The organism is Sphingomonas sp. (genome assembly GCF_029239295.1).
Lineage (GTDB): Bacteria > Pseudomonadota > Alphaproteobacteria > Sphingomonadales > Sphingomonadaceae > Sphingomonas.
The window spans coordinates 107,610-134,082 of the sequence record NZ_JAQZBC010000004.1 but is presented as its reverse complement, the minus strand read 5'-3'; the positions used below and the strand labels follow the sequence as shown (position 1 = coordinate 134,082).

Genomic DNA, 26,473 nt, shown 5'->3' with positions numbered 1-26,473 from the left:
ACGTTTCAGAAGATCGCGGCGACCATCTGGCGGAACGCGTCTGCACGATGGCTGATGGCGTGCTTGTCGTCTTCGTCCATCTCGCCAAAGGTCAGATCACGGCCGTTGGGCAGGAACATCGGATCATAGCCGAAGCCCTTGGTCCCGCGCGGCGGCCAGACGAGCGTGCCGTCGACGCGCCCCTCGAACCATTCAACATGGCCGTCGGGCCAGGCGAGCGCGAGGGCGCAGACGAAATGCGCATCGCGCGGTGCATCTTCGATCGCTTCGACCCGGGAATGCACCCGGCGCATCGCTTCGCCGAAGTCCTTCGTTTCCCCGGCCCAGCGCGCCGAAAAGATGCCCGGTTCGCCGTTCAAGGCAGCGACACAGATGCCGCTGTCGTCAGCCAGAGCCGGCAGCCCGGACAGATCGGCTGCCGCCTGCGCCTTCAGCTCGGCATTCATGACGAATGTCGTGCCGGTTTCTTCCGGCTCGGGGAGATCGAGATCACCGGCGGATACCACCTCCAGCCCATGGCCTTCCAGCAAGGCCGCGATTTCGCGCACCTTGCCGGGATTGTGGCTGGCAATAACCAGCTTGCCGGGTTGCAGCTTGCGGATCGCCTGCGGCTCGTTCCCCTCGCCGCTCACGCGCCGATCGCCCGATCTTGCGCTGCGAAGATTTCATTGCAGCCGATCCGCGCCAGGCGGAGCAGACGCAGCAGCGCCTCCTCGTCATAGGTCGCATGTTCCGCCGTGGCCTGCACTTCTGCGATATGCCCGTTCTGCAGCAGAACGAAGTTCGCATCGGCGTCAGCGTTCGAATCCTCGTCATAGTCGAGGTCGAGCACCGGCTGGCCCTGGAAGATGCCGCAGCTGACCGCCGCGACCTTCTGCGAAATCGGATCCTTCTCGATCTTGCCAGCCGCCATCAGGCTGTTCACCGCCATGCGAAGCGCGACCCATGCGCCCGAAATCGCCGCCGTGCGCGTGCCGCCATCCGCCTGGATCACGTCGCAATCCAGCACGATCTGCCGTTCGCCCAGCGCCTGCATGTCCGTGACGGCGCGCAGGGAGCGGCCGATCAGCCGCTGGATCTCCTGGGTTCGACCGGATTGCTTGCCCTTGGCCGCCTCACGGCTGCCGCGGGTGTGTGTGGCGCGAGGCAACATGCCGTATTCGGCCGTGACCCAGCCCTGGCCCTTGCCGCGAAGGAACGGGGGAACCCGCTCCTCGACGCTGGCTGTCACAAGCACCTTGGTATCACCAAAGCCGATCAGCACCGATCCTTCGGCATGACGGGTAAAATTCGGCTCGACGGTGATGGCGCGCATCTGGTCGGGCGCACGGCCGCTGGGACGCATGATCATTGTACTCCGCAGATCATCGGATGGCGTCTGCATGGGCGCTGTTTTCCAGGAGGAAGGCGACCGTCGGCAAACGTCATCGGGATGTTGATGTGCAATCGCGGTAGCCGCTTGGCAATTGTCGCGCCAGCCTGTCCGTCCTAGATTTACGATGTGAGTGCATCCCCCCCCATCACCGAACTGTCGGACCGCGCGCGCGACATCTTTCGTCGCGTCGTGGACGGCTACCTGCATAACGGGCAGCCGGTCGGCTCCAAAACGCTGGCCCAGGCTGGCCTCAACCTGTCGCCGGCCTCCATTCGCAGCGTCCTCGCCCAACTTGAGGAGGCAGGGCTGCTCGCCTCGCCGCATACCTCCGCCGGCCGAATGCCGACCGACCTTGGCCTGCGTCTCTTTGTCGATGGCATGATGCAGTCGCTGGAACCGTCAGCGGAGGAACGCGCGACGATCGAGGCGCGCGCCGGGCTGGGCGGCCCGGTGGAAGAGGCATTGGCCGCTACTACCGCCGCCCTCTCCGGCCTGTCGGCGTGCGCCGGGCTGGTAATGGTGCCCAAGCGTGAGCAGGTGCTGCGCTCGATCGGCTTCGTCCCGCTCTCGCATGGTCAGGCGCTGGCCGTCCTCGTCAGCGAAGACGGCGCGGTGGAAAACCGCGTGCTGGAACTCCCGCCGGGCGTGGGCGCCTCGGCCCTGATCGAGGCGGGCAATTACATGTCGGCGACGCTGTCCGGCCTGACGCTGGCGGCAGCGCGCGGGCGGATCGAGCAGGAACTGGCGCGCGATCGCGCCGCACTTGATAGCGCGGCCCGTACGCTGATCGAACGCGGGATCGCCGTCTGGAGCGAAGATGGCGGGCGCCGACCAGTGCTGATCGTGCGTGGCCAGGGCCGATTGCTCGACGATGCGGCGGCGGCGGATCTCGATCGGGTGCGCGATCTGCTGGATGATCTCGACGGGAAGCAGGAAATCGCGGCCCTGCTCGATTCCGCGCGCGCCGGCGATGCGACGCGCATCTTTATCGGCGCCGAGAACAAGCTTTTCGCCCTTTCCGGCTCCTCGGTGATCGCAAAGCCGTTCCGCGGCAGCGACGGACGGGTGGTCGGCGTGGTGGGCGTGATCGGGCCCACGCGGTTGAACTACGCCCGCGTCGTGCCCATGGTGGATTTCACGGCAGCAACGCTCGCTCGCCTGATGGGTTGAGCAGCCAGAATGATGACAGGGAAATGATGACCGACACGCAAAGCACCCCGCCGGCCGACGATCTGCGCGACGAGACCGCTGCGCAGGCGCCGGAAGTCGCCGAGCATGACCGCACGGCGGAGTTGGAGAACCAACTGGCGGAGGCGAAGCAGCAGACGCTGTATGCACAGGCCGAAATTCAGAACGTGCGCCGCCGGGCGGAAAAGGACGTGGCCGACGCCCGCGCCTATGCCGCGACGAACTTTGCCCGCGATGTCCTGAGCGTCAACGACAACCTCGAGCGCGCGCTGGCAGCAATTCCTGCCGACCTGCGTGAGGATGATCGGGTGAAGGGACTGATTGCCGGACTGGAGGCGACCGGGCGTGAGCTGGTGAACGTGTTCCAGCGCAACGGTCTCAGCCGCATCGACGCGATGGGCCAGCCGCTCGATCCCAATCGCCATCAGGCGATGATGGAAGTTCCGTCGGACGCCGAACCGGGCACGATCGTGCAGGAAATGCAGTCCGGCTGGATGATCCGCGATCGCCTGCTTCGCCCCTCGCTGGTCGGCGTCGCCAAGAAGCCGGCCTGAACTCTCCAACCGCGCGGCCTGCCCCGATCGGGCGGGCCGCTAGCGGCCGGTGCCAGGTCCCACCGCCGTGCCATCGGCCAGGTTGGCCATCATCAGCGGCTGACGTTCTCTGACCCCGGCAGCGATCTTCGCCAGCCAGATCCGTTCCCGCTCCGCCGCAGCCCGTGTTTCCGCGATCGCCTCTGCGGCACTGATCATCTGGAAACGGACCTGCGCGCCGGACGGCAATTGCGCCAACGCATCAATGTCGGGTTCGATCACCACCGCGATGCGCGGATATCCCCCGGTGGTCTGATGGTCGGCGGTCAGCAGGCTGATCCGCCCCTCCCCATCCACCTGCAACGCGCCGCGCACCGCTGGCCCGCTCGGCATGTCGATCCGCAGCGGCCGCAGCGGCGGTCCATCGATGCCCCGGCCCATCCGGTCGAAGCGGCTCGTCGCCACGAAACTGGCCGATGTCAGAAGCGGAACGGCGTTCTGGCCAAAATACGCCTGCTGGGGGCCGATCACCGCACGAAACAGGCCGGCGGGCGGCCGATCCGGTGCCGGCGGCAGCGTGACGGAGGCCAGGTTTTCGCGCGGATCCGCAATCTCCACCGTGTCGCCCGCGCTCACCTTCCCTCCGCCCAGCCCGGCAATCAGATGGGTCGACCGACTTCCCAGCCATGATGGCGCCACCAGCTGGCCGGCAAAGCTGACATAGCCCCAGCACCCCTCATCGATACGCAACGAACAGGTAGCGCCGGCCGGCACAGTGACGATCGTCCAGCCCGCGACATCCACCCCGTTCACCACGGCGCGCGCTGCGCCGGTGACTGCCATCGCAACAGGATTCTCCTGGCAAATGAAGGTCATACCGCCCGGCGCAAGCTCGATCGCGCTGGCCGAGCCTCCGCACGCCCCGACCGCCGCGGCAAACGCCCGCCGGTCCACCGGCCCCGACGGCGGGACCCCGAACCGGCGCCAGCCCGGCCGCCCGGCGTCCTGGACCGTTATCATCGGCCCGGCATCGACAATCCGCAGCAAGGTCCGGCTCACGCCAGCGCCTCCGCGCCGACGCGTGTAAAACGCACCCGATCTCCGGGATCGAACAGGAACGGGCGGTCAGCTGTCGGGTCGAGCACGCGCAACGGTGTACGTCCGATCACCCACCAACCGGTCGGCATCGGCAGCGTCGTTATCAGGCATTGGGCGCCCGCCACCATCACGCTGCCGACCGGATAGCCGCGCACCGCCGCCGCCTTGCGGGGAAGATGAACCCTCTCCGGCACGCCGCCGAGATAGGCATAACCCGGCGCAAAACCGTACATGTAGACCCGATACTCAGCCTCCAGATGCGCCTTCACCAAGGTGTCCGGCGCGATCTTCAGCTGCAGGGCCGCAGCCGCCAGGTCGGGAGCCGCATCGCCGTCATAACAGACCGGCACCTCATGCAGCTTCGATCCCGCCGCACGCCGCTTGGGCGTCGCCGGCAGGCGCAGCACGTGCCGGCTCACCGTTTCATGATCGGTGAGGATCGGATTGAACACTATCAACAGGCTGGTGTATGCCGGAACAGTTTCGCACAGCCCCGCAGGAGGGGCAGCCTGGATGGCCTGATCCAGCGCCACCACTTGCGCATAAACATCATCGTCGAAAACATCGCCGAAGTCCGCCATCACCGCCGCCGCGCCGGCCGGTCGGAGCACCGGCGAGCTCATGCGCCGCGCAGGAACGGCTGTATTGTCACGCCATGAGCACCCAAGGCGCGCCGGATCTGCTGCGCCATCTGCACGGCCGACGGGTTGTCACCGTGAACGCAGATCGAATCCGCCTGCAGCGCGACCTGACCGCCATCCACCGTGGTCATCATCCCGCTATCCAGAAATCGCAGGAGCCGGTCACTTGCCTCCATTGGATCGTGGATGATCGCGCCGGGCTGGTCGCGCGGCACGAGCAACCCGTCGGCCGTGTAGCCACGGTCGGCATACACTTCGCGGAACACGGTAAGGCCAAGCTCGCGCGCCGCTCGCTCCAATGCCGTGCCTGCGATGGCCAGGATACCGAGGCGCTCGTCCACGGCCTGAATGGACTGCGCGATGGCGACCGCCACGTCCCGCTCCAGGGCCGCGACGTTGGCCAGCGCCCCATGCGGTTTGACATAGCGGACGCGGTGCCGCGCCAGCGCCGCAACGGCGATCAGAGACCCCACCTGCGCCGCGACAAAACGACTGATCTCATCGGCTGTCGCAGTCAGTCGCCGACGGCCGAAACCGGCCATGTCGGGATAGCTGGGATGAGCGCCGACCACGACATCGCGGCCACGAGCCATCTCCAGCGTGCGAAACATCGTTTCGGGATCACTCGCGTGGCCCCCACAGGCGACATTGGCACTGGTGACCAGCGACAGCATGGCCTCATCGTCGCCCATGGACCAAGGGCCGAAGCCTTCACCCAGATCGGCGTTGAGATCGATTGTCTGCACAACCCCTAATTAAGGGCGAGGACGCTGAATGTCGAAGCTGATCGCGTCAGAGCGACTGACCATCATCGATGTCGATCACCGATCCCGTCACCATCGCGCTGGCGTCCGAGGCGAAATAGAGAAGCTGGGGATCGAGCACGTCGATCGGCATGAAGCGACGACGATGCCAGCTAGCCACCTGCTTTGCGCCGCCTTCCGTGTCGAACCAGTCGCCCGCGATCTCGGTCTGGATATAGCCGGGCTGAAGCACGTTCACATTGATGCCAAGCCGCACCCATTCACGCGCCAGATTGCGCCCCAGATGCGCAACCGCCGCCTTGGAAGCCGCATAGGCACTATCGCCATGCCCTGTGACATGCGCGGTGATTGACCCGATCAGGACGATGCGCCCGCGTCCGCTCTCGCGCGACCCCGCAGCGATCATCCGCCGCGCACCTTCGCGCGCCGTCAGAAGAACGCCGGTGAAGTTGGTGTCGATCGTCTGGCGCAGCTTGTCCGCATCGATGTCGATCGCCCTGCCGCCGTTGGCGACGCCAGCGTTGGCGACGACCGTGTCGATCGGTCCGAAATGGGCCCCTGCCGCATCATAGGCCGACGCGATGGATTGCTCGTCGACGACATCGATCGCCACCGGGAGTGCGCGGTCACCCAGTCGATCAGCCAGCTCGCGCACGCGGTCAACGCGGCGCGCGCAAATGACGACGCGTGCCCCGGCAGCAACGAAGATTTCAGCGAAATGGGCGCCCAGACCCGAAGACGCGCCTGTTATCAGCGCCGTGCGCCCCGTGAGATCGAAACTCATATCGCCTCTCCTGACGCCCATCATGGCGCCAGTCCGGCGAAGCGGGCTTTATAGCTGGTGACCCCTACGGGACTCGAACCCGTGTTTCAGCCGTGAAAGGGCCGCGTCCTAACCACTAGACGAAGGGGCCAGCGAGGGGGCTGCTAGATGGGCAAAAGCCGGCTGTCAACGCCCGCTTTCATCAATCTGCCCATGCCGCATCATCAATATGCAATTCGGCTGCCGGTCGCTGAGCCCAGTCATCCACCTTGGCGCGGCCAGCGAGCCATAGCCGCCGGTGTGATGCCGCGCCAAGAAGCGCCGCGCCCAGCGGCGTATCGGCCGCGCGAAAGGCCATCGCCTTTAGGCTGCGCCCATCATCCCCCGCGACGATCGCTCGAACGTGACCGTTACCGACGACGTCAACGCGGACCGCACGAACACGGCCGATGGCGACCCGCGGACTTGGCCAGCCGGCACCGTAGGGGCCGCCGACCTCGAGCGCGTTGACCAGGTCCGGCGTCACACCACCGGGTGCATGAACGGAATCGATCAGCAGCGCGCGGTCCGCAACAGCAGCCGCTATACGGTCGCGCAGCAACTCTTCGAGGAAGTCGGCGAACGCCTGTATCTTGTCTGCGGCGATCGTCAGCCCCGCCGCCATGGCGTGGCCGCCACCGGCAACGATCAGGCCGGCTTCCTTGGCCGCATGAATGGCCTGGCCGAGGTCAACACCGGTGATTGATCGTCCGGACCCCTTGCCCACCCCATGTTCATCGATCGCGATGACGATTGCCGGCTGAGCCAGCTTCTCCTTCAGCCGACCGGCCACGATCCCGATCACGCCCGGGTGCCAGCCGCGGCCAGCGACGACAGTCATGCTACGCCCCGCCGCGCTCATCGTCTCCGCCTCTGCCTGAACAGCCGCCTCAATTGCGCGGCGTTCTTCGTTCAGGCGATCGAGCTCGGCAGCGATCGCACGGGCTTCGGCGGGGTCGGTGGTGGTCAGCAAGCGGACGCCCAGATCGGCCTGTCCAACGCGGCCGCCGGCATTGATCCTCGGCCCGAGCGCGAAGCCGAGATCCGTCGCCGTGGGCGCGCGCGTCAAACGGGACGCTTCGATCAACGCGGCAAGGCCGATATTGCGGCGCCCCGCCATAACCTTCAGGCCCTGCGCGACGAAGGCTCGGTTCAAGCCGCGGAGCTGCGCAACGTCCGCCACCGTCCCGAGAGCGACGAGATCCAGCAGGTCGAGCAGACGCGGCTCCTCACGTCCGCGGAAAAATCCCCGCCCGCGCAGAACCCGGAGGAGCGCTGCGCCAAGCAGGAAGGCAACACCCACGGCTGCCAGATGCCCGTGGGCGGCGCCCTCCCCCTCGTCGAGCCGGTTGGGGTTCACCACGGCATGCGCCAGCGGCAGCTCACTCGAACATTGATGGTGATCGACAACAATGACGTCGACTGGCGCCTCGTGAGCAGCCGCCAGCGCGTCGAACGCCTGCGCCCCGCAATCGACGGTGACGATCAGCGAAGCGCCTTCCTGTGCAAGCCGTGTCATCGCGGCAACCGTCGGGCCATAGCCCTCAGTCATCCGGTCGGGGATGTAGACGCGTGCCTCGACACCCAGTTGCCGCAGCAACAAAACCAACAGCGCGGACGACGTGGCGCCGTCCACGTCATAATCACCGAAGACCGCGATCTTCTCCGATCGCTCGATGGCATCCGCAACGCGCTCGGCAGCGGTATCCATGTCGCGGAAGATCGACGGATCGGGCATGAACGCGCGGATCGACGGCGCGCGATGATCATCCAGTGCTTCCGGTGGGCACCCGCGGGCCAGCAGCAACTGAGTCACCAGATCGGTCGGGGCAAGATCCTCGGCCGCGGTGGCCCGCCAGCGCCAGGGCTGGCCAAGGATCGACCGCTCGACGTCCAATACATGCCTCATCGGGTCAAACCGCGGGTGTCCACGGCGCTTCGCGAAACCACTTCGTGATGATGTACTTGACCCCTTCGGATACGGAAGTGCCTTCGTGCAGCGTTGCCGTATTGGGGCTGCCGTCTGGCTTCATGTTGTTCCAGGCCAGCAATGTTCCCCGCTTGGGCTTCACGCGCACGCCAGCCTGCGGGAACCACGTCGCGCCCCCTTCCTCCACATCGTTGAGAAAGATCATCGCCGTCCAGACGCGCTGGCCACCGGAGGCCTTCATCGACGGCCAATAGCTCTCGCCCTCATGGAAATAGTCGTGATGCGCCTTGAAATACTGCCCGGGTGCGTAGCGCTGTCCTTGCATGGTTTCGCCCCAGGCAGGCTCGATGCCGAGCAACTCAGCCAGCCCGACGTCGATCGGCTCGATCTCCGGCGAACGGCGGTTCATGTCGCAACTTTCGGAGGTCCGGAACGAACTGTTGCCATTGTCGGACAACAGCGTCGACGGTCGCCGATTGGTATCGATCATCGCAACAAGGCGCTTGCACGTCGCCACGTCCAGATAATTCGGGATCTTCCACGCCGCCGCCTGGTCGCTCGGCAGACGAATGGAACGGGGATCAGCCTCCAATCGCGCGGCCACCGCAGCACCGATAGCGGCGCGGTGGGCGGACGGATGGCCGGGTACGCTGGTGCTCGCCATGTCGCCTATTTGCGCGCGATCGTGGCAATGGCAAGGTCAAGGCAGCGTGGAGCGGCAGGCGCCATCATCGGCAGGATGCCGAAACAGGCGCGCTCTCAGAAGATCAAAGGCCGGGTGGGGAGCTTCTGTTGCCCGGCGCTCCCCGTGCCGCTGGAATCCGCTTCTGTTGCCCGGTGCGGTCCAACCGCGCTATTTTGGTATAACCTTAGGCCGTTAAGCCGTCAGGTTACGCCGCAATCGCGAGTGCTTCGTTATCGTTGGCACTTGTGTATGGGCCGTCACGGTGGTCCCATTCCGAGCAAAAGCCAGCGCTTTTCAACACACGTCGATCCTGGTTCGGCCCCGTCAACGCGGTTGCTGAAAGCAACTGCGATGGTGGAGCCGCCGGGTACTGCCCCCGGGTCCGCTGTGCCTATTTTTCACCGGCGTTTATCGCCATAGCCGTGGGGCAAGCCCCGCGAGCCCGGCCTATATAGGTGACTCGGCAGAAAGTTGGAAGAGGCGCCTTTCGGTCGCCATAATGCGGGTGCATATAACAGGGTATCATGCTTACCCAGCGTTCCCGTTACGGCCTCCGTTCGATGATTTTCCTGGCGACGACACCGGCTGGCGGGCCTCCGGTGCCGATGAATCGCATTGCGGTGGAAGCCAATGTGCCGCGCAAATTCCTGGAACTGATCCTCGCCGATCTGCGCGACGCCGGCCTGCTCCACAGCCATCGCGGCAAGATGGGCGGCTATATGCTCGCGCGGCCGGCACACCTTATCTCGCTGGGTGAAATCATCCGCGTGATCGAAGGGCCGCTTGCGCTCGTGCCCTGCGTCAGCCGCACCGCTTATCGCCCGTGCAAGGACTGCAAGAGCGAGGCGGATTGTGCGATCCGGCATGCGATGGCGCGCGTACGCGACGAAACCGCTCGGATCCTCGACGGCACCAGTCTTGCCGATGCGACTGCGGAGGAAGTGGCGGCCGCCTGACCGGCGGTACGCTCCTCCTCTACTGGCCGTTGCGCGTCAGGCGAGCGGCCGCGCCTTTAACTCGTCACGGATTTCGCGCAGCAGCGCGATCTCTGCCGCCTCCGCCTTGGGCGCTTCGGCTGCCTGTGCCTTCTCCTTCTCGAACACGCCCATTGCGCGATTTACCGTCCGCAGCAGCATGAAGATGATGAAGGCGATGATCAGGAAATTGACCGCCTGGGTGATGAAGGCGCCATAGCCGATCAGCGGAACGCCGGCCTGCTTCAGCGCGACGTAGTCGGTGGAACCGGCGAGGTTCGCTGGGACCTTGCCCAGCGGTATGAAGTAGCTGGAGAAATCGAGACCGCCGAAGATCCTGCCGATGATCGGCATCAGCACGTCTTCGGTCAGCGAGGTGACGATCTTCCCGAACGCCGCGCCGATGATCACCGCCACCGCCAGATCCAGCACGTTGCCGCGCGCGATGAAGGCTCTGAATTCCTTGAGCATGGCCATCCCTTCGTCGTTTCCGTGACGATATCGGGGCATTGCCCTATCGCCAAGCGCTCTCACCGTCCTATATTGATCATACAGTGTTTTCTTGGAGACCCACGCCCATGACGTTCCGTCCCCTGCTTCTTGTCGCGCTTTCCGCGAGCCTCGCCGGCTGCGGCATCAACAGCGTGCCCACCGCGGAGGAGAATGCCAAGGCTCGCTGGGCTGATGTGCAGAACCAGTACCAGCGCCGCGCCGATCTGATCCCTAACCTCGTGTCGACGGTGAAGGCAGCCGGCGCGCAGGAAAAGGATATCCTGACCGAAGTGACGCAGGCGCGCGCCTCGGCCAATCAGATCCAGGTTTCGCCCGAAGACCTCAGCGATCCGACGAAGATGCAGGCGTATCAGCGCGCCCAGGCCGGCCTGACGCTGTCGCTGCAGCGGCTGCAGGAAGCGTATCCGGAGCTGAAGAGCCAGGGCAATTACACGACCCTGATGAGCCAGCTCGAGGGGACGGAGAACCGCATCACGATCGCCCGCAACGACTACAACACTGCGGTGCAGGAATATAACACGAAGATCCGCACCTTCCCCGACGCGATCGGCGCGAAGGTCTTCTACGGTGCGAAGCCGATGGTACCCTTCGCGGCGACGACGCCCGGCGCCGAGACCGCGCCCAAGGTAGATTTCGGAGCCTGATGCCCGAATGACCATGCCCGTGACAGATCGTTGGTTTTCCGGCTCGCTCGTGGCTGCCGGTTCAGCAGGTATCCTCCCGATCCATCAGCATCCGCTGCGTCGGTGGATAGTCCACCTGCTTGCCCTGTCGATGATGGTCCTGGCCCTTTTGGCCAGCCCGTCGTCGGCGCAGACCTTCCCTAAGTTCACGGGCTTCGTCGTCGACGCCGCGAACGTTCTGCCGCCCGAGGTGGAAGCCGACCTTACCAGCAAGCTCGACGCGCTTCAGCGCGATACGAAGCGACAGCTGGTGGTCGTCACGGTGCCCAGCCTCGAGAATTATCCCATCGAGGAATATGGCTACAAGCTCGGCCGCGAATGGGGGGTCGGGCTGAAGGATGTCGACAATGGGGCCATCCTTCTCGTCGCTCCGAACGAGCGCAAGGTAAGGATCGAGGTCGGCTACGGCCTGGAACCGTTCGTCACCGATGCCTTGTCCAGCGTCGTTATCAACCAGGCCATTTTGCCCCGTTTCAAGGCGGGCGATCTGCCGGGCGGCGTGGTGGCGGGCACGGACGCCCTGGTCACTCAGCTTCGCTCTTCGCCCGAAGAAGCGCAGGCGCGCCTCGATGCCGCCGTGAAGCAGTTCGACCAGGCGAACAAAACGCAGCGTACCGGTGGCGATGGTGTCCCGCTCGGCATCATCTTCTGGGGAATGGTGGCGCTCTTCGTCTTCCTGTCGATCGCGCGCCGCCGCGGCGGGGGCGGCAAGCGCTATCGCGGCGACGGCAGCGGCGTTCTTCCCGTTGTGTTGTGGTCTATCGCTAACGAGATCGGGCGCGAGGCCGGTCGCGGCGGCTGGGGCGGCGGCTCATCGGGCGGCAGCGATTGGGGCGGTGGTGGCGGCTGGGGCGGCGGCGGCTTCGGCGGCGGCGGTGGTGGCGGCTTCGGCGGCGGCGGCGCGTCGGGGGATTGGTAATGCATCTCACACCGGAAGATCATGCCGCGGTGACCGCCGCGGTGAAGGCTGCCGAAGCGAACACCAGTGGCGAGATCGTGACGATCGTTGCCGGGAAGTCGGACGGCTACGTCGACATCGCGGTCCAATATGCGGTCCTGGCGATGCTGCTCGTCCTGGCGCTGCTGGCAACCTTTCCGGCATGGGTGGATCATCTTCACGCGCTGATCCGCGATCCATGGACGGAACATGTGTCGACTGGCGCGGCACTTACGATCGCCACGGCGCTTGCTGCGGCAACCTTCCTTGCAGTTCGGCTGATCCTGACGGCTGCGCCGCTGCGGATCGCCCTGACCCCCAAAGCGACCAAGGCCAGGCGGGTGCGCCGTCGTGCATTGGCGCTCTTTCGCGCTTCTGCCGAACATCGCACGATGGCGGCTACCGGCGTGCTGCTTTACCTCAGCCTTGCCGAACACCGCGCAGAAATCATCGCCGATGTCGGCATCCATGAGCGTGTCTCGCCCGATGTGTGGGGCCATGCGATGGCTGCGCTGATCGCGGGCGTGAAGGATGGCCGCGCAGGTGATGGCATGGCCGCCGCGGTTGAGGAAATTGGCGTCGTGCTGGCGGAGCATTTCCCGCGCACCGGCAGCAATCCGAACGAACTGCCGGACCGGCTGATCGAACTGTAACGATGAGCGAGGATACGCCGGTCACCGTGTGGGAGGGCCGCTTCATCAAGATGGAGAAGCAGGGTCAGTGGGAATATGCCGCGCGTTCACGGGGCATCGGCGCTGCGGTCATCCTGGCGATCACCGACGCTGACGAGATCATTCTGGTCGAGCAGTATCGCGTTCCATTGGGGCGCCCCTGCCTTGAGCTACCCGCGGGGCTCGTCGGCGATATCGAAGAGGACGAGGATCTCGCCGATGCTGCAGCGCGCGAGCTTGAGGAGGAAACCGGCTACCGGGCGGGCTCGATCGAGCGTCTCGGCGAATTCAGTTCCTCTCCCGGTATGGTCAGCGAAGGCTTCACCCTGGTTCGCGCGCGCAACCTGACGAAGGTCGGGGATGGCGGCGGCGACGAACACGAAGACATCACCGTCTACGCGGTGCCTAGAGCCAACATGAGCGACTTCGTCGATCGCAAGCGGCAGCAGGGCGTGGCGATGGACGTCAAATTGCTCCTGCTGCTGGGTGACCAGCTGATGCGGTGAGCCGGCTTCGGCACGCCCGCGCAAACATCAAGCTCCCTCTTCCCCGCCCCACGGCCACCGGCTATCTCCGGTGTATGCGCAAACACATATTGATCGTGCTTGGCCTCATCATCCTTGTGGGGGTGGGCATTTTCGTCTGGCTGGGCTGGCCTGATAAGGCCCGGCTCAGCGTGGAGGAAGTGACTGGACAGCGACCGAACATCACGGCGCCGCGAAGTCAGGTCATCCCCACCGTCAAGGTTGCCGACGCGATCGGCTGGCCTGCCAATGCGAAGCCGACCCCCGCTGCCGGACTGAAGGTGGAGCGTTTTGCGGACAATCTCGATCACCCGCGCTGGATGTACCGCCTACCCAACGGCGACATTCTGGTGGCTGAGACAAACTCGCCGCCACGCGGCCGGAGCTTTGTCGATCGGGTGATGCGGTATCTGATGGGACGCGCCGGGGCTGGCGTGCCCTCGGCCAATCGCATCACCCTTCTTCGCGATCAGAATGGCGACGGAAAGGTTGATTTCCGTTCGGTCTTCATGACGGGTCTCAACTCACCCTTCGGCATGACCCTGTTCGACGGCCAGCTGTACATCGCCAACACGGATGCGCTGGTGCGCGTGCCGTATGAAGAAGGCGCGACGAAGATCACCGCCAAGCCAGAGGTGGTTGTGAAGTTGCCCGGCGGCGAAAATCACTGGGCGCGCAACGTGATCCCGGCCGAAGACGGTCGCACGCTCTATGTCTCCGTCGGATCGGCGTCCAACATCGCTGAGAAGGGGCTGGACCTTGAGCGGCGACGCGCCGTGATCCTTCAGGTCTGGCCGAAGGAGAAGACGTCCCGCGTCTATGCGGCGGGGCTTCGCAATGCCAACGGCATGGCGATCAACCCACAGTCCAACCAACTGTGGACCGTCGTCAACGAACGCGACATGCTCGGGTCAGACATCGTTCCCGACTACCTGACCGCCGTGGAGCTCGGTGACCACTTTGGTTGGCCCTGGTATTATTGGGGTGGATATCCCGACAAGCGGGTGGAGCCAGGCAATCCCCAGCTTCAGCAATATTCGAAGCGTCCTGACTATGCACTGGGGCCGCACGTCGCCGCTCTCGGCCTGACCTTTGCCGGCGACGTGAAGCTGGGAGAGCGGTTCAACTATGGCGCCTTCATCGGCGAACATGGTTCGTGGAACCGAGTGCCGCCGTCCGGCTACAAGGTCGTCTTCGTTCCGTTCACCGACAAGGGTTGGCCAGTTCCTGGTACGAAGCCGGTCGATGTGCTGACTGGCTTCCTTGATGCCAAGGGCAAGGCGATGGGCCGCCCTGTCGGTGTCATTGGCGATCGCAGCGGCGCGATGCTCGTGGCCGACGATGTGGGCAACGTCATCTGGCGCGTGACGCCGGCGCAGCAGCAGCCCGCGACACAATGACGTGACAATTGAGAGGATGGAGGCACGCACCGGCCTCCAATCTCTTGAAATTTCACCGATCGTGACAATGCCGCGCAAGACAGGCGGGGCACCGCGGGCTAACGGGTCGCCATGATTCGCAGACTCGTTCCCGCCTTAGCCGCCCTCTCTGCCGTTGCCGGCTGCGCCTACCCCGAAACGCCCCCTGCGCTTCCATCCGCTGCGGCACCCGCAGGCGTCGCTGCGTCGCGCGTGGAGGCGGAGCGTGCACCCGTGACCATCCTCGTCTCGATCGACGGCTTTCGCCCCGATTATCTGGATCGCGGCTTGACTCCAAACCTGTCACGGCTGGCGGCGCAGGGCGTGACGGGTCCCATGCGCCCGTCCTTCCCTTCGAAGACATACCCCAATCACTGGACTTTGGTGACCGGCGTTCGCCCTGATCGCCACGGCATCACCGCGAACATGATGGAGGACCCGAGCCGCCCGGGTGAGGTGTTCACGATGGCGACCGATGACCCGTTCTGGTGGAACGCGGTACCGCCGATCTGGGTGACGGCTGAAAAGGCCGGCGTTCGCACCGCGTCGATGTTCTGGCCGGGGTCCAACGTCGCCTGGGGAGGATCGCGTGCCACAGCCTGGCCGAACGATATCACTGGCGGCGCTCGCCCCCATGATTGGCAAGCGTTCAGTCAGCAGCTGCCTGGCGACAATCGCGTCCGCCAGGTGATTGACTGGATGCGCCGTCCTGCAGCGAGCCGTCCGCGGTTCGTCACCACCTATTTTGATGTCGTCGACACGGAGGGGCATCGCAATGGTCCTGACTCCGCCGGTGTGAACGCCGCGCTTCAGGAAGTGGACGGCCAGATCGGCGCGCTCGTCGCCGGCCTGGCAGAACTGGGGCAGCCAGCGAACCTGATCATCGTTTCCGATCACGGCATGGCGCCCACCTCGAGCGAGCGCGTCGTCGCGCTCGACAAGATCGTCTCCGCCAGCGACGCGCGGGTGGTTGAATCGGGGCCGTATGCGACGTTCGCGCCGCTGCCCGGCCGCGACGCCGCGGTGGCAAGCGCGCTGCTGAGGCCGCAACCGCACATGGAATGCTGGCGCAAGGAAGCGATCCCGGCGAAGTTCCACTACGGCCGCAATCCTCGCATTCCAGCCTTCGTGTGCCTCGCGGAGGACGGCTGGGAACTCCAGAAGACCGCGCCGTCAGTCGCCTACTCGCGCGGCAGCCACGGCTTCGATCCTTATGCTCCCAGCATGACGGCGTTGTTCATCGCCAATGGTCCGGCATTCGCCGCTGGCAAGCGCGTCAACGCGTTTGACAACGTGGCGGTCGCTCCCCTGCTTCGAACATTGCTTGGCCTGCCTGCCGATCCTACGCTGGACGGCACCGACGCGGTATTCCGCCCGGTGCTACGCCGCAAATAGGAGAGGCAATGCAGTATTTCGAAGATATCGCCGTTGGAACACGCGCAAGCTTCGGCAGCTATCAGGTGACGCGCGAGGAGGTGATTGATTTCGCCTCGCGCTACGATCCGCAACCATTCCACCTCTCGGACGACGCGGCGGCGCAGACTCACTTCGGCCGCCTGTCGGCCAGCGGCTGGCACACGTGCGCGATGGTCATGTCGATGATCGTCGAAAACGGAAAACGTCATCCCTCCGCAGGCCTGGGATCGCCCGGCATCGACGAACTCCGCTGGGTGAAGCCCGTCTATCCCGGCGATACGCTACGATGCGAGACGGAAGTGATCGAGAAGCGCCAGTCGCAATCGCGGCCGGAGATGGGGATCTTCAAGAGCCGGATGAGCGTGCTCAACCAAGACAATGTCGTCGTCATGACGATGATCTCGAACGGGCTGATCGCTACCCGGCCAGCCTGAACCGTTCCGCGCCGCTGCCGGCGCGGACACCAGTTATTGTGGCTGAGTCACGGGCCGGTCTGCACCGCGGCCAGGCCCGCCACGATTGCCGAAGCCACCGGGACGTGGGCCGGGGCGCCTACCCGCTCCGGGCGTGGAGCCTTGCGGGCGGTTGTAGCCGGGCCCGCGATTGTAGCCCGGCCTGCCGACGCCGTCCGGACGTGGCCGCCCCTGGTTCGCTCCTGGCGGCCGCGGACGATTAGGGCGAACGCCGTCGCCATAGCCCGGCCGACCGGGCTGCCAATTAGGCTGACCCGGACGGACATTGTCCCGATTAAAGCCACCCCAATCCGGCCGACCGCCCGAACGGTTCCAGCCTGGACGTCCCTGCCAGTAACGCCGCTGCGCATTGTTCCAGCGACGCGGCCGGCGGTAACGGTCGTAAACATACACCCCGGTGCCGGGGTAGTAGAAATCACCATACCAGCCGAACGTGCTTCCAAGCCCTACCCCGTAGGGCGCGCCGCCGTAGTAAGGGTCGCTGTAATAAGGATCGGCATAATAGCCGGAGCCATAGCCAAGGCCGACGCCACTGTAGCCATAGCCGTCAGTACAGGCGCTCGAGGCGAACCCAAGGGCCGAAATAATAGCAATCAGCCCTGCACGTTGCCAATTCATGGCTTCCTCCTACAACGGCGGAGAAACGGTAAATACGCACCGCTCTTCTTCGACAAACGACAGCGCCCCGGCGAAGTTCCTAATCGCCCTCGAACGCTACCAGCGCATGCACATCGACGCCATCCTCGCGCAATGCCGCAGCGCCGCCCAGGTCTGGCAGATCAACCAGGAACTGCGCCTGGGTAATCCTTGCCCCCGCCTTGCGCAGCAGGCGGACGGCGGCGCGCGCCGTCCCACCGGTGGCGATCAGATCATCGACCAGCAGGACGTTCGCTCCCGGCGCGCACGCATCCGCATGCATCGCTATCCGATCCTGCCCATATTCCAGGGCATAATCCTCCGCGATGGTCGCCCCGGGCAATTTCCCGTCCTTGCGGATCAGGAGTACCCCGGCGCCGAGGCGGTCCGCCAGTGCGCCAGCGAACAGAAAGCCGCGGGCTTCAATTCCTGCCACGAGGTCGACCGGTCCGGTCGCTGCCCTCGCCATCCGCGCGATGCAACTGGAGAAGCCCCTGCGATCGAGCAGCAGCGTGGTGACGTCGCGGAACTGAATGCCCGGCTTCGGGAAGTCGGGGATGGTGCGGATCAGCGCCTTCAGGTCGTCGTTTGCCGTGGCGGGTGCCGGCTGCTCGACGTGGCTCTGCCCGCCGCGGTCGTTCGTGGTCATGCGACGGTTCATGCTCTTGCGCATGAAAGGCCGCAACCCGGACAACGAAAAAGCCCCGATCGCTGTGGGCGACCGGGGCGTTGTTCAGTTTACTTCCAGACGTGCTGGCGGTCAGCTCAATGCTTAACCCCGCGCCAAACGTTCTGGTACGCGCCCCAGGTCAGGAACACGAAGATCGCGAGGAAGATGACGGCCGCGAAACCGGCTGCGTGACGCGATTCAAGGTTCGGCTCAGCCGTCCAGGCAAGGAATGCGGACACGTCCTTCGACATCTGCTCGCGCGTTGCCGGCGTGCCATCCTCATAGGTCACCTGACCATCAGCCGTGATCGGCGGCGGCATCGCGATGTTCAGGTTCGCGAAGTACGGATTGTAGTGAAGGCCCTGCGGGGTCTTCGCATCCGGGAACTTACGCAGCAACTCGGCCGGCTGGTTCTGATAGCCGTTCAGGAGCGACGCAACGTAATTGGCGCCATCATGACGGGCTTTGGTGATCAGCGACAGATCCGGCGGCAGCGCGTTGTTGTTCGCGGCGCGCGCAGCAACTTCGTTCGGGTACGGGCTCGGGATACGATCCGATGCCACGTTCTTCCGCGTCGCCGCTTCGCCCGTGTCGGGGTTCACGCTCGGCTGCTCGATCGGCCACGCCTGGGCCAGAGCCTTCACCTGGCCTTCGCTGTACCCAAGCTGTTCGAAGTCACGGAACGAAACGTACTTCAGGCTATGACAGGCGGCGCAAACCTCCTGGTAAACCTTGAGCCCGCGCTGCAGCTGCTGGCGGTCGAACTTGCCGAACAGGCCAGCCGACGACAGCTCCGCATCCTTGGGATGAAGGTGGAATTCATGTTCGGCGGTTTCCGGTGCCGGATCAGTGATCGCGGTGGAAATCGTCCCGAACAGCGCGATGCCGAGCACGAAGACGAATCCCGCGCCGATCAGGAGTGCGATGGTACGAACCATTTTCTTTCAATTCCCCCGTATCGGCTCAGTGCGCCAGCGCGGTCTGTGCAGGCGACGTTCCGCCATGCTTGGCAAGCACCGCCTCGGTGATCGAATTCGGCAGCGGGCGCGGACGCTCCGAGCGCGAGACGATCGGCAGGATGATCAGGAAGTGCGCGAAGTAGTAAGCCGTCGCGATCTGACCGATGATGACGTTGCGAGCGTTCGCTTCCGCGCCACCGACATAGCCCAGCACCAGTACGTCGATCGCAAGAACGATCAGGAACCAGCGATAGGTCGGACGGTAGTTGGCCGAACGAACCGGCGAGCTGTCCAGCCAAGGCAGGAAGAACAGCAGCAGGATCGAACCGAACATCGCCAGCACGCCCCACAGCTTACCCGTCAGGATGAAGTCTGCGGTGAAGCTCTTCAGGATCGCGTAGAACGGCAGGAAGTACCATTCCGGAACGATGTGTGCCGGCGTCGAGAGCGGGTTCGCCTCGATGTAATTGTCCGGGTGCCCGAGCATGTTGGGCGAGAAGAAGATCAGCGCCGCAAAGATCAGGAAGAACACCGCAACGCCTACGCCGTCCTTGGCCGTGTAGTACGGATGGAACGGCACCGTGTCCTGCTCACCCTTCACGTCGACACCCGTCGGGTTGTTCGAACCCGGGATATGCAGCGCCCAGATGTGAAGGATGATGACGCCCGCGATCACGAACGGCAGCAGGTAGTGGAGCGAGAAGAAGCGGTTCAGCGCGGCGTTGTCCGGCGCATAGCCACCGAGCAGCAGAACGCGGATCGGCTCACCCACCAAAGGAATGGCGGAGAAGAACCCCGTGATCACCTGCGCGCCCCAGAAGCTCATCTGGCCCCACGGCAGCACGTAACCCATGAAGGCGGTCGCCATCATAAGCAGGAAGATCACAACGCCCAGCAGCCACACCATTTCGCGCGGGGCCTTGTACGACCCGTAATAAAGGCCACGGGCAATGTGGATGTAGACCACGGCAAGGAACATCGAAGCGCCGTTCGCATGCGCATAGCGCAGGAACCAGCCGCCGTTCACGTCGCGCATGATGCTTTCGACGGAGCTGAAGGCGACCAGGCCATTGGGCGCATAGTGCATCGCCAGCACGATCCCCGTCACGATCTGGCAGACCAGTGCCAGACCGGCGAGAACGCCGAAGTTCCAGAAGTAATTGAGGTTGCGCGGCACCGGATAGCCGGCACCGACGGCGTTGTAGACGAGGCGCGGCAGAGGCAGCTTCTCGTCCATCCACCGCATCAGCGGCTGCTTTGGCTCATAATGCTTGGCCCAGGGAAAGCTCATCTGTGTGCTACCTCAACCGACCGTCACGACGGTGTCGGACGTGAATTCATAATCGGGAACGACGAGGTTCGTCGGTGCCGGTCCCTGGCGAATACGGCCAGCAGTGTCATAGGCAGAGCCGTGACATGGGCAGAAATAGCCGCCGAACGGCCCCTTGTTCTCACCCTCGCCGGCGCCCAGCGGCACGCAGCCCAGGTGGGTGCACACCCCCAGCGTAATCAGCCAGTTCTTCTTGCCCGACTTGGTGCGCTCCTCCAGCGTCTGCGGATCGCGCAGCTCGCTGACCGGAACCGCATCGGCCTCGGCGATTTCCTTCGGCGTCAGATTGCGCACGAACAATGGCTGCTTGCGGAACGTCGACTTGATCGACTGCCCCGGCTCGATCTTGCTGATGTCGATCTCGGTGGTCGACAGCGCAAGCACGTCAGCCGAGGGGTTCATCTGGTTGATCAGCGGCAGGACGATGACGCCCGCGCCAACGCCAGCCCATGCGACCGCAGCAATATTGATGAAATCCCTACGACGGGGATCATGCCCGTCTTCCGCTTCAGGCGTTGGGTAATCGCCCGGAGTAATTGTGTTGTCAGCCGTCGCCATTCACCAACCCTTGTCCAACCGGTCCCGGCGGGGAACGCGCATATGGAAAGAGCCTCCCCGACGCCCGCCTTTTTCCCCATCGCCCCGCGGGGTCGGCGGGTTGATAGCTTCGCACCCTGCGCCTGCCAATGGTGATTTTGCGATCATTCACCCACGCTTCATCATGGCAGCACCGTGCATCGTTGCTAAAGCACTGCAATGCGACTTGCCCTGTACGAACCTGATATCGCCGGAAATGTGGGCACCATTGTCCGAACTGCCGCTTGCTTCGGCGTTGCGGTCGACCTCATCGAACCCATGGGTTTTCCGTGGAGCGACAAGGCGTTACGCCGGTCTGCTATGGATTATCTGCCTGCGGGACAGGTAACGCGCCACGCCGATTGGGCGGCCTTCCAGGCCGCTCGCCCAAGCCGCATTGTCCTGGCCAGCACACGGGGCGCCGTCGGCCTGTGGGACGCCCGGTTTGAACACTCGGACACACTCCTTTTTGGCAGTGAAAGCGCCGGGGTGCCCGATGCGGTCCACGGTTGCGCCGATCTGACGGTGCGGATTCCCCTCCGAGAAGGCATGCGTTCGCTCAACGTGGCGGTCAGCGCGGGAATTATTCTGGCGGAAGCCCTGCGGCAATTACGACACGCATCGCCGCCTTCTTCCGACTAACGCCGCCGGATGCCGAGGTAGGACATTCTGCCACCTCGACACTAACTCCACCCTGTCGGTAAAGGCCGGTCATGCTGACGCTCGATCCCGAACAGACCGCCGCTCGCCAATGGTTCGAGCACCTTCGTGACCAGATATGCGCGGTGTTCGAGAAGATTGAGCGCGAGGCCGGATCGGACGCCGGCTTTGTCTATACTGGCTGGGATCGCACCGACCCCTCAGGCGAGCCGGGAGGCGGCGGCGTACGGGGGGTGATGAAGGGCCGCGTCTTCGAAAAGGTCGGTGTGAACGTATCCACTGTGGGTGGCACGTTCGAAAGCGATTTTGGGAAGACCATCCACGGCGCCGGCGACGACCCTCGCTTCTTCGCGACGGGGATCAGCCTGGTGGCCCATATGACGAACCCGCATGTGCCGGCCGTTCACATGAATACGCGTTTCCTGGTTACGACTAAGCGTTGGTTTGGCGGCGGAGCCGATCTCAACCCTCCCCTTCCGATCGCGGAGGACACCAACGCGTTCCACGCCGCTTTTAAGGCCGCGTGCGACGCGCACGATCCCGATCATTACCCGCGCTTCAAGAAGTGGGCGGACGACTATTTCTACATTCCGCACCGCAAGGTGCATCGCGGCGTCGGCGGCATTTTCTACGATCACCTCGAAGGCGACTTTGCCGAGAACTTCGCGTTCACGCAGGATGTCGGGCGCGCCTTCCTCGACGTTTATCCGCGTATCGTTCGCCAGCGCATGGGGACGCCGTTCACTGATGCGGATATTGCCACACGCAACGAATGGCGCGGCCGCTATGCCGAGTTCAACCTCGTCTATGATCGCGGCACATTGTTCGGCCTGAAAACGGGCGGCAACATCGACGCTATCCTAATGAGCCTGCCGCCGGTCGCTACATGGGGCTGACGCCCGTCCCCAATGATCAACTGGCGACGGTCGTCACCACATTGGAGATGACTGAACGACCGGCCCTGCGGCCGCTGCCTTCGTCTCCACTGCGCTTGTCGCGGTGGAGACAACCCGGCGCGGACGCCTATCGCATCCTGTTCCGGCGGGTCGGCGGGCCGTGGCTTTGGTTTTCCCGGCTAGCGATGGACGATCCGACGCTGTTGTCGATCATCCACGATCCGCAGATCGAGATTTATGCGGTGACCGATTCGATGGGGATCGAGATCGGCTTCGTCGAACTCGATTTCCGCAACACGGGCCTCTGCGAACTCTCCTACTTCGGGCTTGTCCCGGAGCTGACCGGTCGAGGGCACGGGCGCTGGCTGATGGCGGAAACGCTGGTGCGCGCTTGGCGCCCCGGTATCGAGCGGCTGCGGGTCCACACCTGCACGCTCGACCACCCGTCAGCGCTGAACTTTTACCGCGCGCAGAACTTCACCGCCACCAAGCGCACCATTGAAACCTTTGCCGATCCCCGGATCGCAGGATTGCTCCCCGCGGATCTCGCCCCTCACGTCCCGCTGCTGACACCCCTGCGATAGACGACGATTCCTACCATCAGCAGCGCCAGATTGTAGATCGTCGATGCCGCCGTCAGCATGATCGCCACCAGCGCGATCAGGAAAGGGTTCTCGTGTGCGGGCTGGCGCAGCCAGCTATCCAGCGGGAACAATGGGCTGACGACCATCCATTGCGCCAGGAACAGCGCCACCACGGCGCCCAAGATCGCCCATGCGGGTCGAGCCGTCAGTCGCCAACTCCGGCCGATTGCGCGGGCCGCGCTCTGCTGCGGCTCCGCCGCCATAGCGGGCAAGGCGGCAATCAACCGGGCCTGAAAATACAGCCCCGGGAACACGAAGAGCCACAATCCCAGCCCGACGGGAATGGCCACCAGCAGGTTTAGCAGCACGAACCGCCATAAGCGCCGCCCCGCCGCGCGTAAGCTCTCGGCCACGGACAATCCATCACGAGAAAGCAGCAGCAGCGCGATGGCAGCCAGGCCGACCATGCCGATCAGGTCGGCCAGCACATAGAAGAATGCGTTGCCATTGCCCCAGGCCGACACCGCGTTGATCCATTGCTCCATCGCGGCCTCGTCGCCTCGCTCCGCGGGCAGAGGCGGTAGCGGGTCGCACAGCAACTGAACGGCCAGTGCGGGCAGGAAAAGAAACGCGCCGGCAAGCCGCAGAATCAGGTCCGCTTCACGACGAAACACCCGCCAGCCATCGGCTAACAGCTTCACGAACGTCGGGTTCACACAAGATCCTTCACGTCGCGCGCCGCGAGATAGAATTGGCCCGCAAATACCGACTGGATGACACCGAAGAAGGCCGTCAGCGCCGCCGTCACCACCGCGATTGCCAACGTTACCGCGCCGGGCTGGTCCGGGCCCGCCAGCAACCGCGAGATCAGCCCGACAACGCTCGTTGCGGCGAACAGCGCTACGACGCACACGATCGCAAACAGGATCAGCACGCCGATCAACTTGAGCGTCGAGCCTCGCGTCAGCTGGAACGAGCGGCGGATTGCCCCCAATCCGCGCCGTTCATTCACGATGACGGACAATAGCGGCACGAACCTAGCTGTTGCCCAGAACAGCAGCACGCTGACCACGACGAAATACAAGCCCCCCGCCGCCGCCATCCCCAGGTTCAGATTGCCTTGTGCCTGACCAAGCTGCGCCCGCGTCATGTCAAATCCCGACAAGAGAAGCAGCGCGAAGCCGGGCAGGAAGATCAACACGGCCGCCAGCGACAGGAGGATGATGATGCCCAGCGCAGGCAATACCCGCCCCGTGCCCAAAGAAGCGGCGCGCGCGCGGTCAACGTTGGGATCGGTCGCGACCGCAGTGATTGCCAGCGTGCCGACCGTCGCCAGGATGGAAACCATCAGCGACAGGATACCCGACCCGCCGCTCTGCTCTCCGGGCCGGTTCACCATCACGTCAACAACCGCCTGAACGACGGTCGGAACGAACAGAAACAAGACTGCAAGCGACAGCAGAATATTGAGCCGCCCGGCGATGACCGCCTTTGTGCGGTCCCACACCGTTCCCATGCTGATCATCAATCGACTCTGCTGCTGTTGCAATGGCCTGACGCTACTCGATCGGGGGAACGGTTGCCAATCGCCCCGCCCGGTCGCATCTGCCCAGTTGCGATGGACATCAACGATATCGAATGGCGTGTCACGCCCGGACTGACCGACTATTCCGCCGCGCTGGCCGAAATGGAGGCACGCGCGGCAGACGTCGCCGCCGGCCGGGCACGTGAACTGATCTGGTTGCTCGAACACCCACCGGTTTACACCGCAGGGACGAGCGCAGCGGCCGAGGAATTGCTCGATCCCCGCTTTCCTGTCGTCGATGCGGGCCGCGGAGGCCGGTACACCTATCACGGGCCGGGGCAGCGGATCGGCTATCTCATCCTGAACTTGGCGGAACGCGGGCGTGATGTGCGTTGCTATGTGCACGCGCTCGAAGGTTGGGTCATCGCCGCGCTTGCCGAAATGGGCATCACGTCGTTTCGTGCGGAACGACGCATCGGCATATGGACCCGCGATCCGGACGGGCGGGAGGCGAAGATCGGCGCGATCGGCGTCCGGGTCCGCCGCTGGGTGACCATGCACGGCTTCTCGGTGAACCTGTCGCCGGACCTCTCACACTTCACCGGCATTGTGCCTTGCGGCATCGCCGATTACCCTGTGACGAGCGCAGCGGCGCTGGGGGCGAGCCATACCATGGCAACCTTTGATGCTGCGCTGGCGTTGACGAGCGGCGCTTTCGTCGAAAGTCTAACTTGTTCGCGTAAAATCGAGACTTGAGGGGTCGACGTTCTCTGACTAATATCCACTTTGATTTGGGTATTAAGGATACGTCCGCCGTCCAAATCCTTTATCTAGGGAGCTATCCATGCGTGCTATCTCGAAGATCCTGACCGGTTCGGCCATTGCGGCTGCTGCGCTGGCCGTGTCGGCTTGCGGTTCGAAGACCGAGACCAACATCGACAACACCACCATCACTGATCTGAACGCCACCGAGGGCATGGACACCATGACCGACAACATGACGGCGGTCGACGGCGCGATGAACGACGGCATGATGGCGAACGACACGATGCTGTCGAACGACATGATGATGATGAACGGCACGAACGCGATGTAATCATCGCGTCCTTGACGTGATTTGATGGGCCGCCCGGGCGACTGGGCGGCCTTTCTGATTCAGGCGCGAGAAAATCGTTCCATCGCGCATGATCTGTGTTGGAGGTTCGATCCAAAAGGCGTAAGAATCCCGCGCGTTGACTGTGTCGTGGAGTGTTTTGAATGGTTGGGTTGCGGGTCTTCGGTGCAAGCGTGGTCATCGCCGCGCTGGTCGCGTCGTCGCCGGCTTCGGCGCAGTTCTTCATGAAGTCGAAGGATCTGTCGGGTCAGGCTGTACGCGGTGATGAGCCTGGTATTGCGCAGGCGCTGCCGGGTGCGACCGACAAGGAAATTCGCGCTGCCCTCGCCTGGACGTTGCGCGCCGGCATGAACGTTGCGGCGCTGCAGTGTCAGTTCGAGCCAACACTACTGACGGTAGAGAATTACAACGCGATCCTGCTCGATCATCGTGCGGAGCTGAAGGATACCTACGAAACGATCGAAGGGTATTTCAAGCGCACGAACAAGTCGGCCAAGGCGGCGCAAAATGCGTTCGATCAGTTCGGCACAAAGACCTATTCCAGCTTCAATGCGATCGCCGCGCAGTACAATTTCTGCCAGACGGCTGGTTCGATCGGCCGCGCGCTGATCTATGCGCCGCGTGGCAGCTTCGGCGCAGTCGCGCAAGAGCGTATGCGTGAAATGCGCAACAGCCTGTCGCCGTGGGGCGAACAGCAATTCCCGCGCTCCTTCTATGCCGAATCGCGCGTGCCTCGGCTCGACAAGGTCTGCTGGTCGAAGAAGGGTGAGTGGCAAACGAAGAAGTGCGGCGCGCTCGATTTCCCGCCCCCCGTCGCGGCGGTAAGCCTCGCCCAGCGCTGAGGATAAACGACTGAAAGTGGAAGGCGCCGCTCTTACCGCGGCGCCAACCTCCCGGA

The 26,473-nt window shown here is 64.2% G+C and carries 32 protein-coding genes, 1 tRNA gene and 1 other RNA gene; 16 read left to right on the top strand and 18 right to left on the bottom strand.

Annotated features, from left to right (window positions below):
- Positions 1 to 5: 5 nt before the first annotated feature.
- On the bottom strand, positions 6 to 632 hold the full coding sequence (rdgB, locus tag K0S66_RS05555) for an RdgB/HAM1 family non-canonical purine NTP pyrophosphatase (RefSeq protein ID WP_301074189.1): 627 nt from the start codon (positions 630 to 632) through the stop codon (positions 6 to 8).
- Positions 629 to 1,345: a ribonuclease PH gene (gene rph / locus K0S66_RS05550; protein WP_301074291.1), complete on the bottom strand. Its 717-nt coding sequence runs from the start codon at positions 1,343 to 1,345 to the stop codon at positions 629 to 631. The genes rdgB and rph overlap by 4 nt, the downstream gene beginning before the upstream one ends.
- A 156-nt stretch (positions 1,346 to 1,501) precedes the next feature.
- Here rph and hrcA point away from each other — a divergent pair, with 156 nt between their 5' ends.
- Both hrcA and grpE read left to right on the top strand, forming a co-directional pair.
- Positions 1,502 to 2,545, top strand: coding sequence for a heat-inducible transcriptional repressor HrcA (gene hrcA / locus K0S66_RS05545; RefSeq protein WP_301074185.1), 1,044 nt, complete (start codon positions 1,502 to 1,504; stop codon positions 2,543 to 2,545).
- 26 nt (positions 2,546 to 2,571) lie between these two features.
- The gene (gene grpE, locus K0S66_RS05540) at positions 2,572 to 3,117 is read left to right on the top strand and encodes a nucleotide exchange factor GrpE (protein WP_301074184.1); all 546 of its coding nucleotides are present in this window, start codon (positions 2,572 to 2,574) and stop codon (positions 3,115 to 3,117) included.
- A 39-nt stretch (positions 3,118 to 3,156) separates the two neighbouring features.
- On the opposite strand, the gene K0S66_RS05535 is transcribed toward grpE, so the two are convergent.
- From K0S66_RS05535 to ssrA, 8 genes are all read right to left on the bottom strand, one after another.
- The gene (locus K0S66_RS05535) at positions 3,157 to 4,155 is read right to left on the bottom strand and encodes a hypothetical protein (protein ID WP_301074182.1); all 999 of its coding nucleotides are present in this window, start codon (positions 4,153 to 4,155) and stop codon (positions 3,157 to 3,159) included.
- Entirely contained in the window at positions 4,152 to 4,817 is a 666-nt protein-coding gene (locus K0S66_RS05530) for a carboxyltransferase domain-containing protein (protein ID WP_301074180.1), read from the bottom strand. Before K0S66_RS05530 ends, K0S66_RS05535 begins: the two co-directional genes overlap by 4 nt.
- Positions 4,814 to 5,581, bottom strand: coding sequence for a 5-oxoprolinase subunit PxpA (locus K0S66_RS05525; protein ID WP_301074177.1), 768 nt, complete (start codon positions 5,579 to 5,581; stop codon positions 4,814 to 4,816). Before K0S66_RS05525 ends, K0S66_RS05530 begins: the two co-directional genes overlap by 4 nt.
- A gap of 46 nt (positions 5,582 to 5,627) precedes the next feature.
- Positions 5,628 to 6,383, bottom strand: coding sequence for an SDR family NAD(P)-dependent oxidoreductase (locus K0S66_RS05520; RefSeq protein ID WP_301074174.1), 756 nt, complete (start codon positions 6,381 to 6,383; stop codon positions 5,628 to 5,630).
- A 55-nt stretch (positions 6,384 to 6,438) separates the two neighbouring features.
- A tRNA-Glu gene (locus K0S66_RS05515) sits at positions 6,439 to 6,513 on the bottom strand.
- A gap of 51 nt (positions 6,514 to 6,564) precedes the next feature.
- Positions 6,565 to 8,310: a single-stranded-DNA-specific exonuclease RecJ gene (gene recJ / locus K0S66_RS05510; RefSeq protein WP_301074172.1), complete on the bottom strand. Its 1,746-nt coding sequence runs from the start codon at positions 8,308 to 8,310 to the stop codon at positions 6,565 to 6,567.
- Between the two features lie 4 nt (positions 8,311 to 8,314).
- Positions 8,315 to 8,995, bottom strand: coding sequence for a 2OG-Fe(II) oxygenase (locus tag K0S66_RS05505; RefSeq protein ID WP_301074170.1), 681 nt, complete (start codon positions 8,993 to 8,995; stop codon positions 8,315 to 8,317).
- A gap of 113 nt (positions 8,996 to 9,108) precedes the next feature.
- Positions 9,109 to 9,497: a transfer-messenger RNA gene (ssrA, locus tag K0S66_RS05500) on the bottom strand.
- Between the two features lie 43 nt (positions 9,498 to 9,540).
- On the opposite strand from ssrA, the gene K0S66_RS05495 reads away from it, so the two are divergent.
- Positions 9,541 to 9,972 (top strand): Rrf2 family transcriptional regulator, encoded by a 432-nt coding sequence (locus tag K0S66_RS05495; RefSeq protein ID WP_301074168.1) that lies wholly within the window; start codon positions 9,541 to 9,543, stop codon positions 9,970 to 9,972.
- 36 nt (positions 9,973 to 10,008) lie between these two features.
- Here the strand turns inward: K0S66_RS05495 and mscL are convergent, their stop codons facing one another.
- The gene (mscL, locus tag K0S66_RS05490; protein WP_301074166.1) at positions 10,009 to 10,461 is read right to left on the bottom strand and encodes a large conductance mechanosensitive channel protein MscL; all 453 of its coding nucleotides are present in this window, start codon (positions 10,459 to 10,461) and stop codon (positions 10,009 to 10,011) included.
- 107 nt (positions 10,462 to 10,568) lie between these two features.
- On the opposite strand from mscL, the gene K0S66_RS05485 reads away from it, so the two are divergent.
- The 7 genes from K0S66_RS05485 (at position 10,569) to K0S66_RS05455 (ending at position 16,586) form a co-directional block, all read left to right on the top strand.
- Entirely contained in the window at positions 10,569 to 11,147 is a 579-nt protein-coding gene (locus tag K0S66_RS05485) for a LemA family protein (protein WP_301074164.1), read from the top strand.
- 130 nt (positions 11,148 to 11,277) lie between these two features.
- The gene (locus K0S66_RS05480) at positions 11,278 to 12,105 is read left to right on the top strand and encodes a YgcG family protein (RefSeq protein WP_301074290.1); all 828 of its coding nucleotides are present in this window, start codon (positions 11,278 to 11,280) and stop codon (positions 12,103 to 12,105) included.
- Positions 12,105 to 12,776: a hypothetical protein gene (locus K0S66_RS05475; protein ID WP_301074163.1), complete on the top strand. Its 672-nt coding sequence runs from the start codon at positions 12,105 to 12,107 to the stop codon at positions 12,774 to 12,776. Before K0S66_RS05480 ends, K0S66_RS05475 begins: the two co-directional genes overlap by 1 nt.
- A 2-nt stretch (positions 12,777 to 12,778) precedes the next feature.
- On the top strand, positions 12,779 to 13,300 hold the full coding sequence (locus K0S66_RS05470; RefSeq protein ID WP_301074161.1) for an NUDIX hydrolase: 522 nt from the start codon (positions 12,779 to 12,781) through the stop codon (positions 13,298 to 13,300).
- Between the two features lie 74 nt (positions 13,301 to 13,374).
- A complete protein-coding gene (locus tag K0S66_RS05465; protein WP_301074160.1) occupies positions 13,375 to 14,718 on the top strand; it encodes a sorbosone dehydrogenase family protein in 1,344 nt (447 codons plus the stop codon).
- A 111-nt stretch (positions 14,719 to 14,829) separates the two neighbouring features.
- Positions 14,830 to 16,131, top strand: a complete 1,302-nt coding sequence (locus tag K0S66_RS05460) for an ectonucleotide pyrophosphatase/phosphodiesterase (protein ID WP_301074159.1) — start codon at positions 14,830 to 14,832, stop codon at positions 16,129 to 16,131.
- Between the two features lie 8 nt (positions 16,132 to 16,139).
- Positions 16,140 to 16,586, top strand: a complete 447-nt coding sequence (locus tag K0S66_RS05455; protein ID WP_301074158.1) for a MaoC family dehydratase — start codon at positions 16,140 to 16,142, stop codon at positions 16,584 to 16,586.
- A 33-nt stretch (positions 16,587 to 16,619) separates the two neighbouring features.
- On the opposite strand, the gene K0S66_RS05450 is transcribed toward K0S66_RS05455, so the two are convergent.
- The 5 genes from K0S66_RS05450 to petA form a co-directional block, all read right to left on the bottom strand.
- The gene (locus K0S66_RS05450; protein WP_301074157.1) at positions 16,620 to 17,243 is read right to left on the bottom strand and encodes a hypothetical protein; all 624 of its coding nucleotides are present in this window, start codon (positions 17,241 to 17,243) and stop codon (positions 16,620 to 16,622) included.
- Between the two features lie 79 nt (positions 17,244 to 17,322).
- A complete protein-coding gene (locus tag K0S66_RS05445) occupies positions 17,323 to 17,910 on the bottom strand; it encodes an adenine phosphoribosyltransferase (protein ID WP_301074156.1) in 588 nt (195 codons plus the stop codon).
- A gap of 116 nt (positions 17,911 to 18,026) precedes the next feature.
- On the bottom strand, positions 18,027 to 18,869 hold the full coding sequence (locus K0S66_RS05440) for a cytochrome c1 (RefSeq protein ID WP_301074154.1): 843 nt from the start codon (positions 18,867 to 18,869) through the stop codon (positions 18,027 to 18,029).
- Positions 18,870 to 18,894: 25 nt separating this feature from the next.
- Positions 18,895 to 20,181, bottom strand: coding sequence for a cytochrome b N-terminal domain-containing protein (locus K0S66_RS05435; protein ID WP_301074152.1), 1,287 nt, complete (start codon positions 20,179 to 20,181; stop codon positions 18,895 to 18,897).
- A gap of 12 nt (positions 20,182 to 20,193) precedes the next feature.
- A complete protein-coding gene (gene petA, locus K0S66_RS05430; RefSeq protein ID WP_301074151.1) occupies positions 20,194 to 20,778 on the bottom strand; it encodes a ubiquinol-cytochrome c reductase iron-sulfur subunit in 585 nt (194 codons plus the stop codon).
- A 198-nt stretch (positions 20,779 to 20,976) separates the two neighbouring features.
- Between petA and K0S66_RS05425 the strand changes: the two genes are divergently transcribed.
- The 3 genes from K0S66_RS05425 to K0S66_RS05415 all read left to right on the top strand — a co-directional run bounded on the left by K0S66_RS05425 (position 20,977) and on the right by K0S66_RS05415 (position 22,936).
- The gene (locus K0S66_RS05425) at positions 20,977 to 21,438 is read left to right on the top strand and encodes a tRNA (cytidine(34)-2'-O)-methyltransferase (RefSeq protein WP_301074150.1); all 462 of its coding nucleotides are present in this window, start codon (positions 20,977 to 20,979) and stop codon (positions 21,436 to 21,438) included.
- Between the two features lie 71 nt (positions 21,439 to 21,509).
- Entirely contained in the window at positions 21,510 to 22,352 is an 843-nt protein-coding gene (gene hemF / locus K0S66_RS05420) for an oxygen-dependent coproporphyrinogen oxidase (RefSeq protein ID WP_301074148.1), read from the top strand.
- Positions 22,343 to 22,936 (top strand): GNAT family N-acetyltransferase, encoded by a 594-nt coding sequence (locus K0S66_RS05415; protein ID WP_301074147.1) that lies wholly within the window; start codon positions 22,343 to 22,345, stop codon positions 22,934 to 22,936. Before hemF ends, K0S66_RS05415 begins: the two co-directional genes overlap by 10 nt.
- On the opposite strand, the gene K0S66_RS05410 is transcribed toward K0S66_RS05415, so the two are convergent.
- A complete protein-coding gene (locus tag K0S66_RS05410) occupies positions 22,906 to 23,652 on the bottom strand; it encodes a glycerophosphoryl diester phosphodiesterase membrane domain-containing protein (protein ID WP_301074145.1) in 747 nt (248 codons plus the stop codon). The two genes, K0S66_RS05415 and K0S66_RS05410, sit on opposite strands and share 31 nt — an antisense overlap.
- Positions 23,649 to 24,461, bottom strand: coding sequence for a glycerophosphoryl diester phosphodiesterase membrane domain-containing protein (locus K0S66_RS05405; protein WP_301074144.1), 813 nt, complete (start codon positions 24,459 to 24,461; stop codon positions 23,649 to 23,651). The genes K0S66_RS05410 and K0S66_RS05405 overlap by 4 nt, the downstream gene beginning before the upstream one ends.
- Before the next feature lie 93 nt (positions 24,462 to 24,554).
- On the opposite strand from K0S66_RS05405, the gene lipB reads away from it, so the two are divergent.
- The 3 genes from lipB to K0S66_RS05390 all read left to right on the top strand — a co-directional run bounded on the left by lipB (position 24,555) and on the right by K0S66_RS05390 (position 26,417).
- Positions 24,555 to 25,217 carry a lipoyl(octanoyl) transferase LipB gene (lipB, locus tag K0S66_RS05400; RefSeq protein WP_301074143.1) on the top strand — a complete coding sequence of 221 codons (663 nt, stop codon included), beginning with the start codon at positions 24,555 to 24,557 and terminating at the stop codon, positions 25,215 to 25,217.
- An 88-nt stretch (positions 25,218 to 25,305) separates the two neighbouring features.
- Positions 25,306 to 25,557, top strand: coding sequence for a hypothetical protein (locus tag K0S66_RS05395; protein WP_301074141.1), 252 nt, complete (start codon positions 25,306 to 25,308; stop codon positions 25,555 to 25,557).
- 161 nt (positions 25,558 to 25,718) lie between these two features.
- Entirely contained in the window at positions 25,719 to 26,417 is a 699-nt protein-coding gene (locus tag K0S66_RS05390; RefSeq protein WP_301074140.1) for a hypothetical protein, read from the top strand.
- Positions 26,418 to 26,473 lie beyond the last annotated feature (56 nt).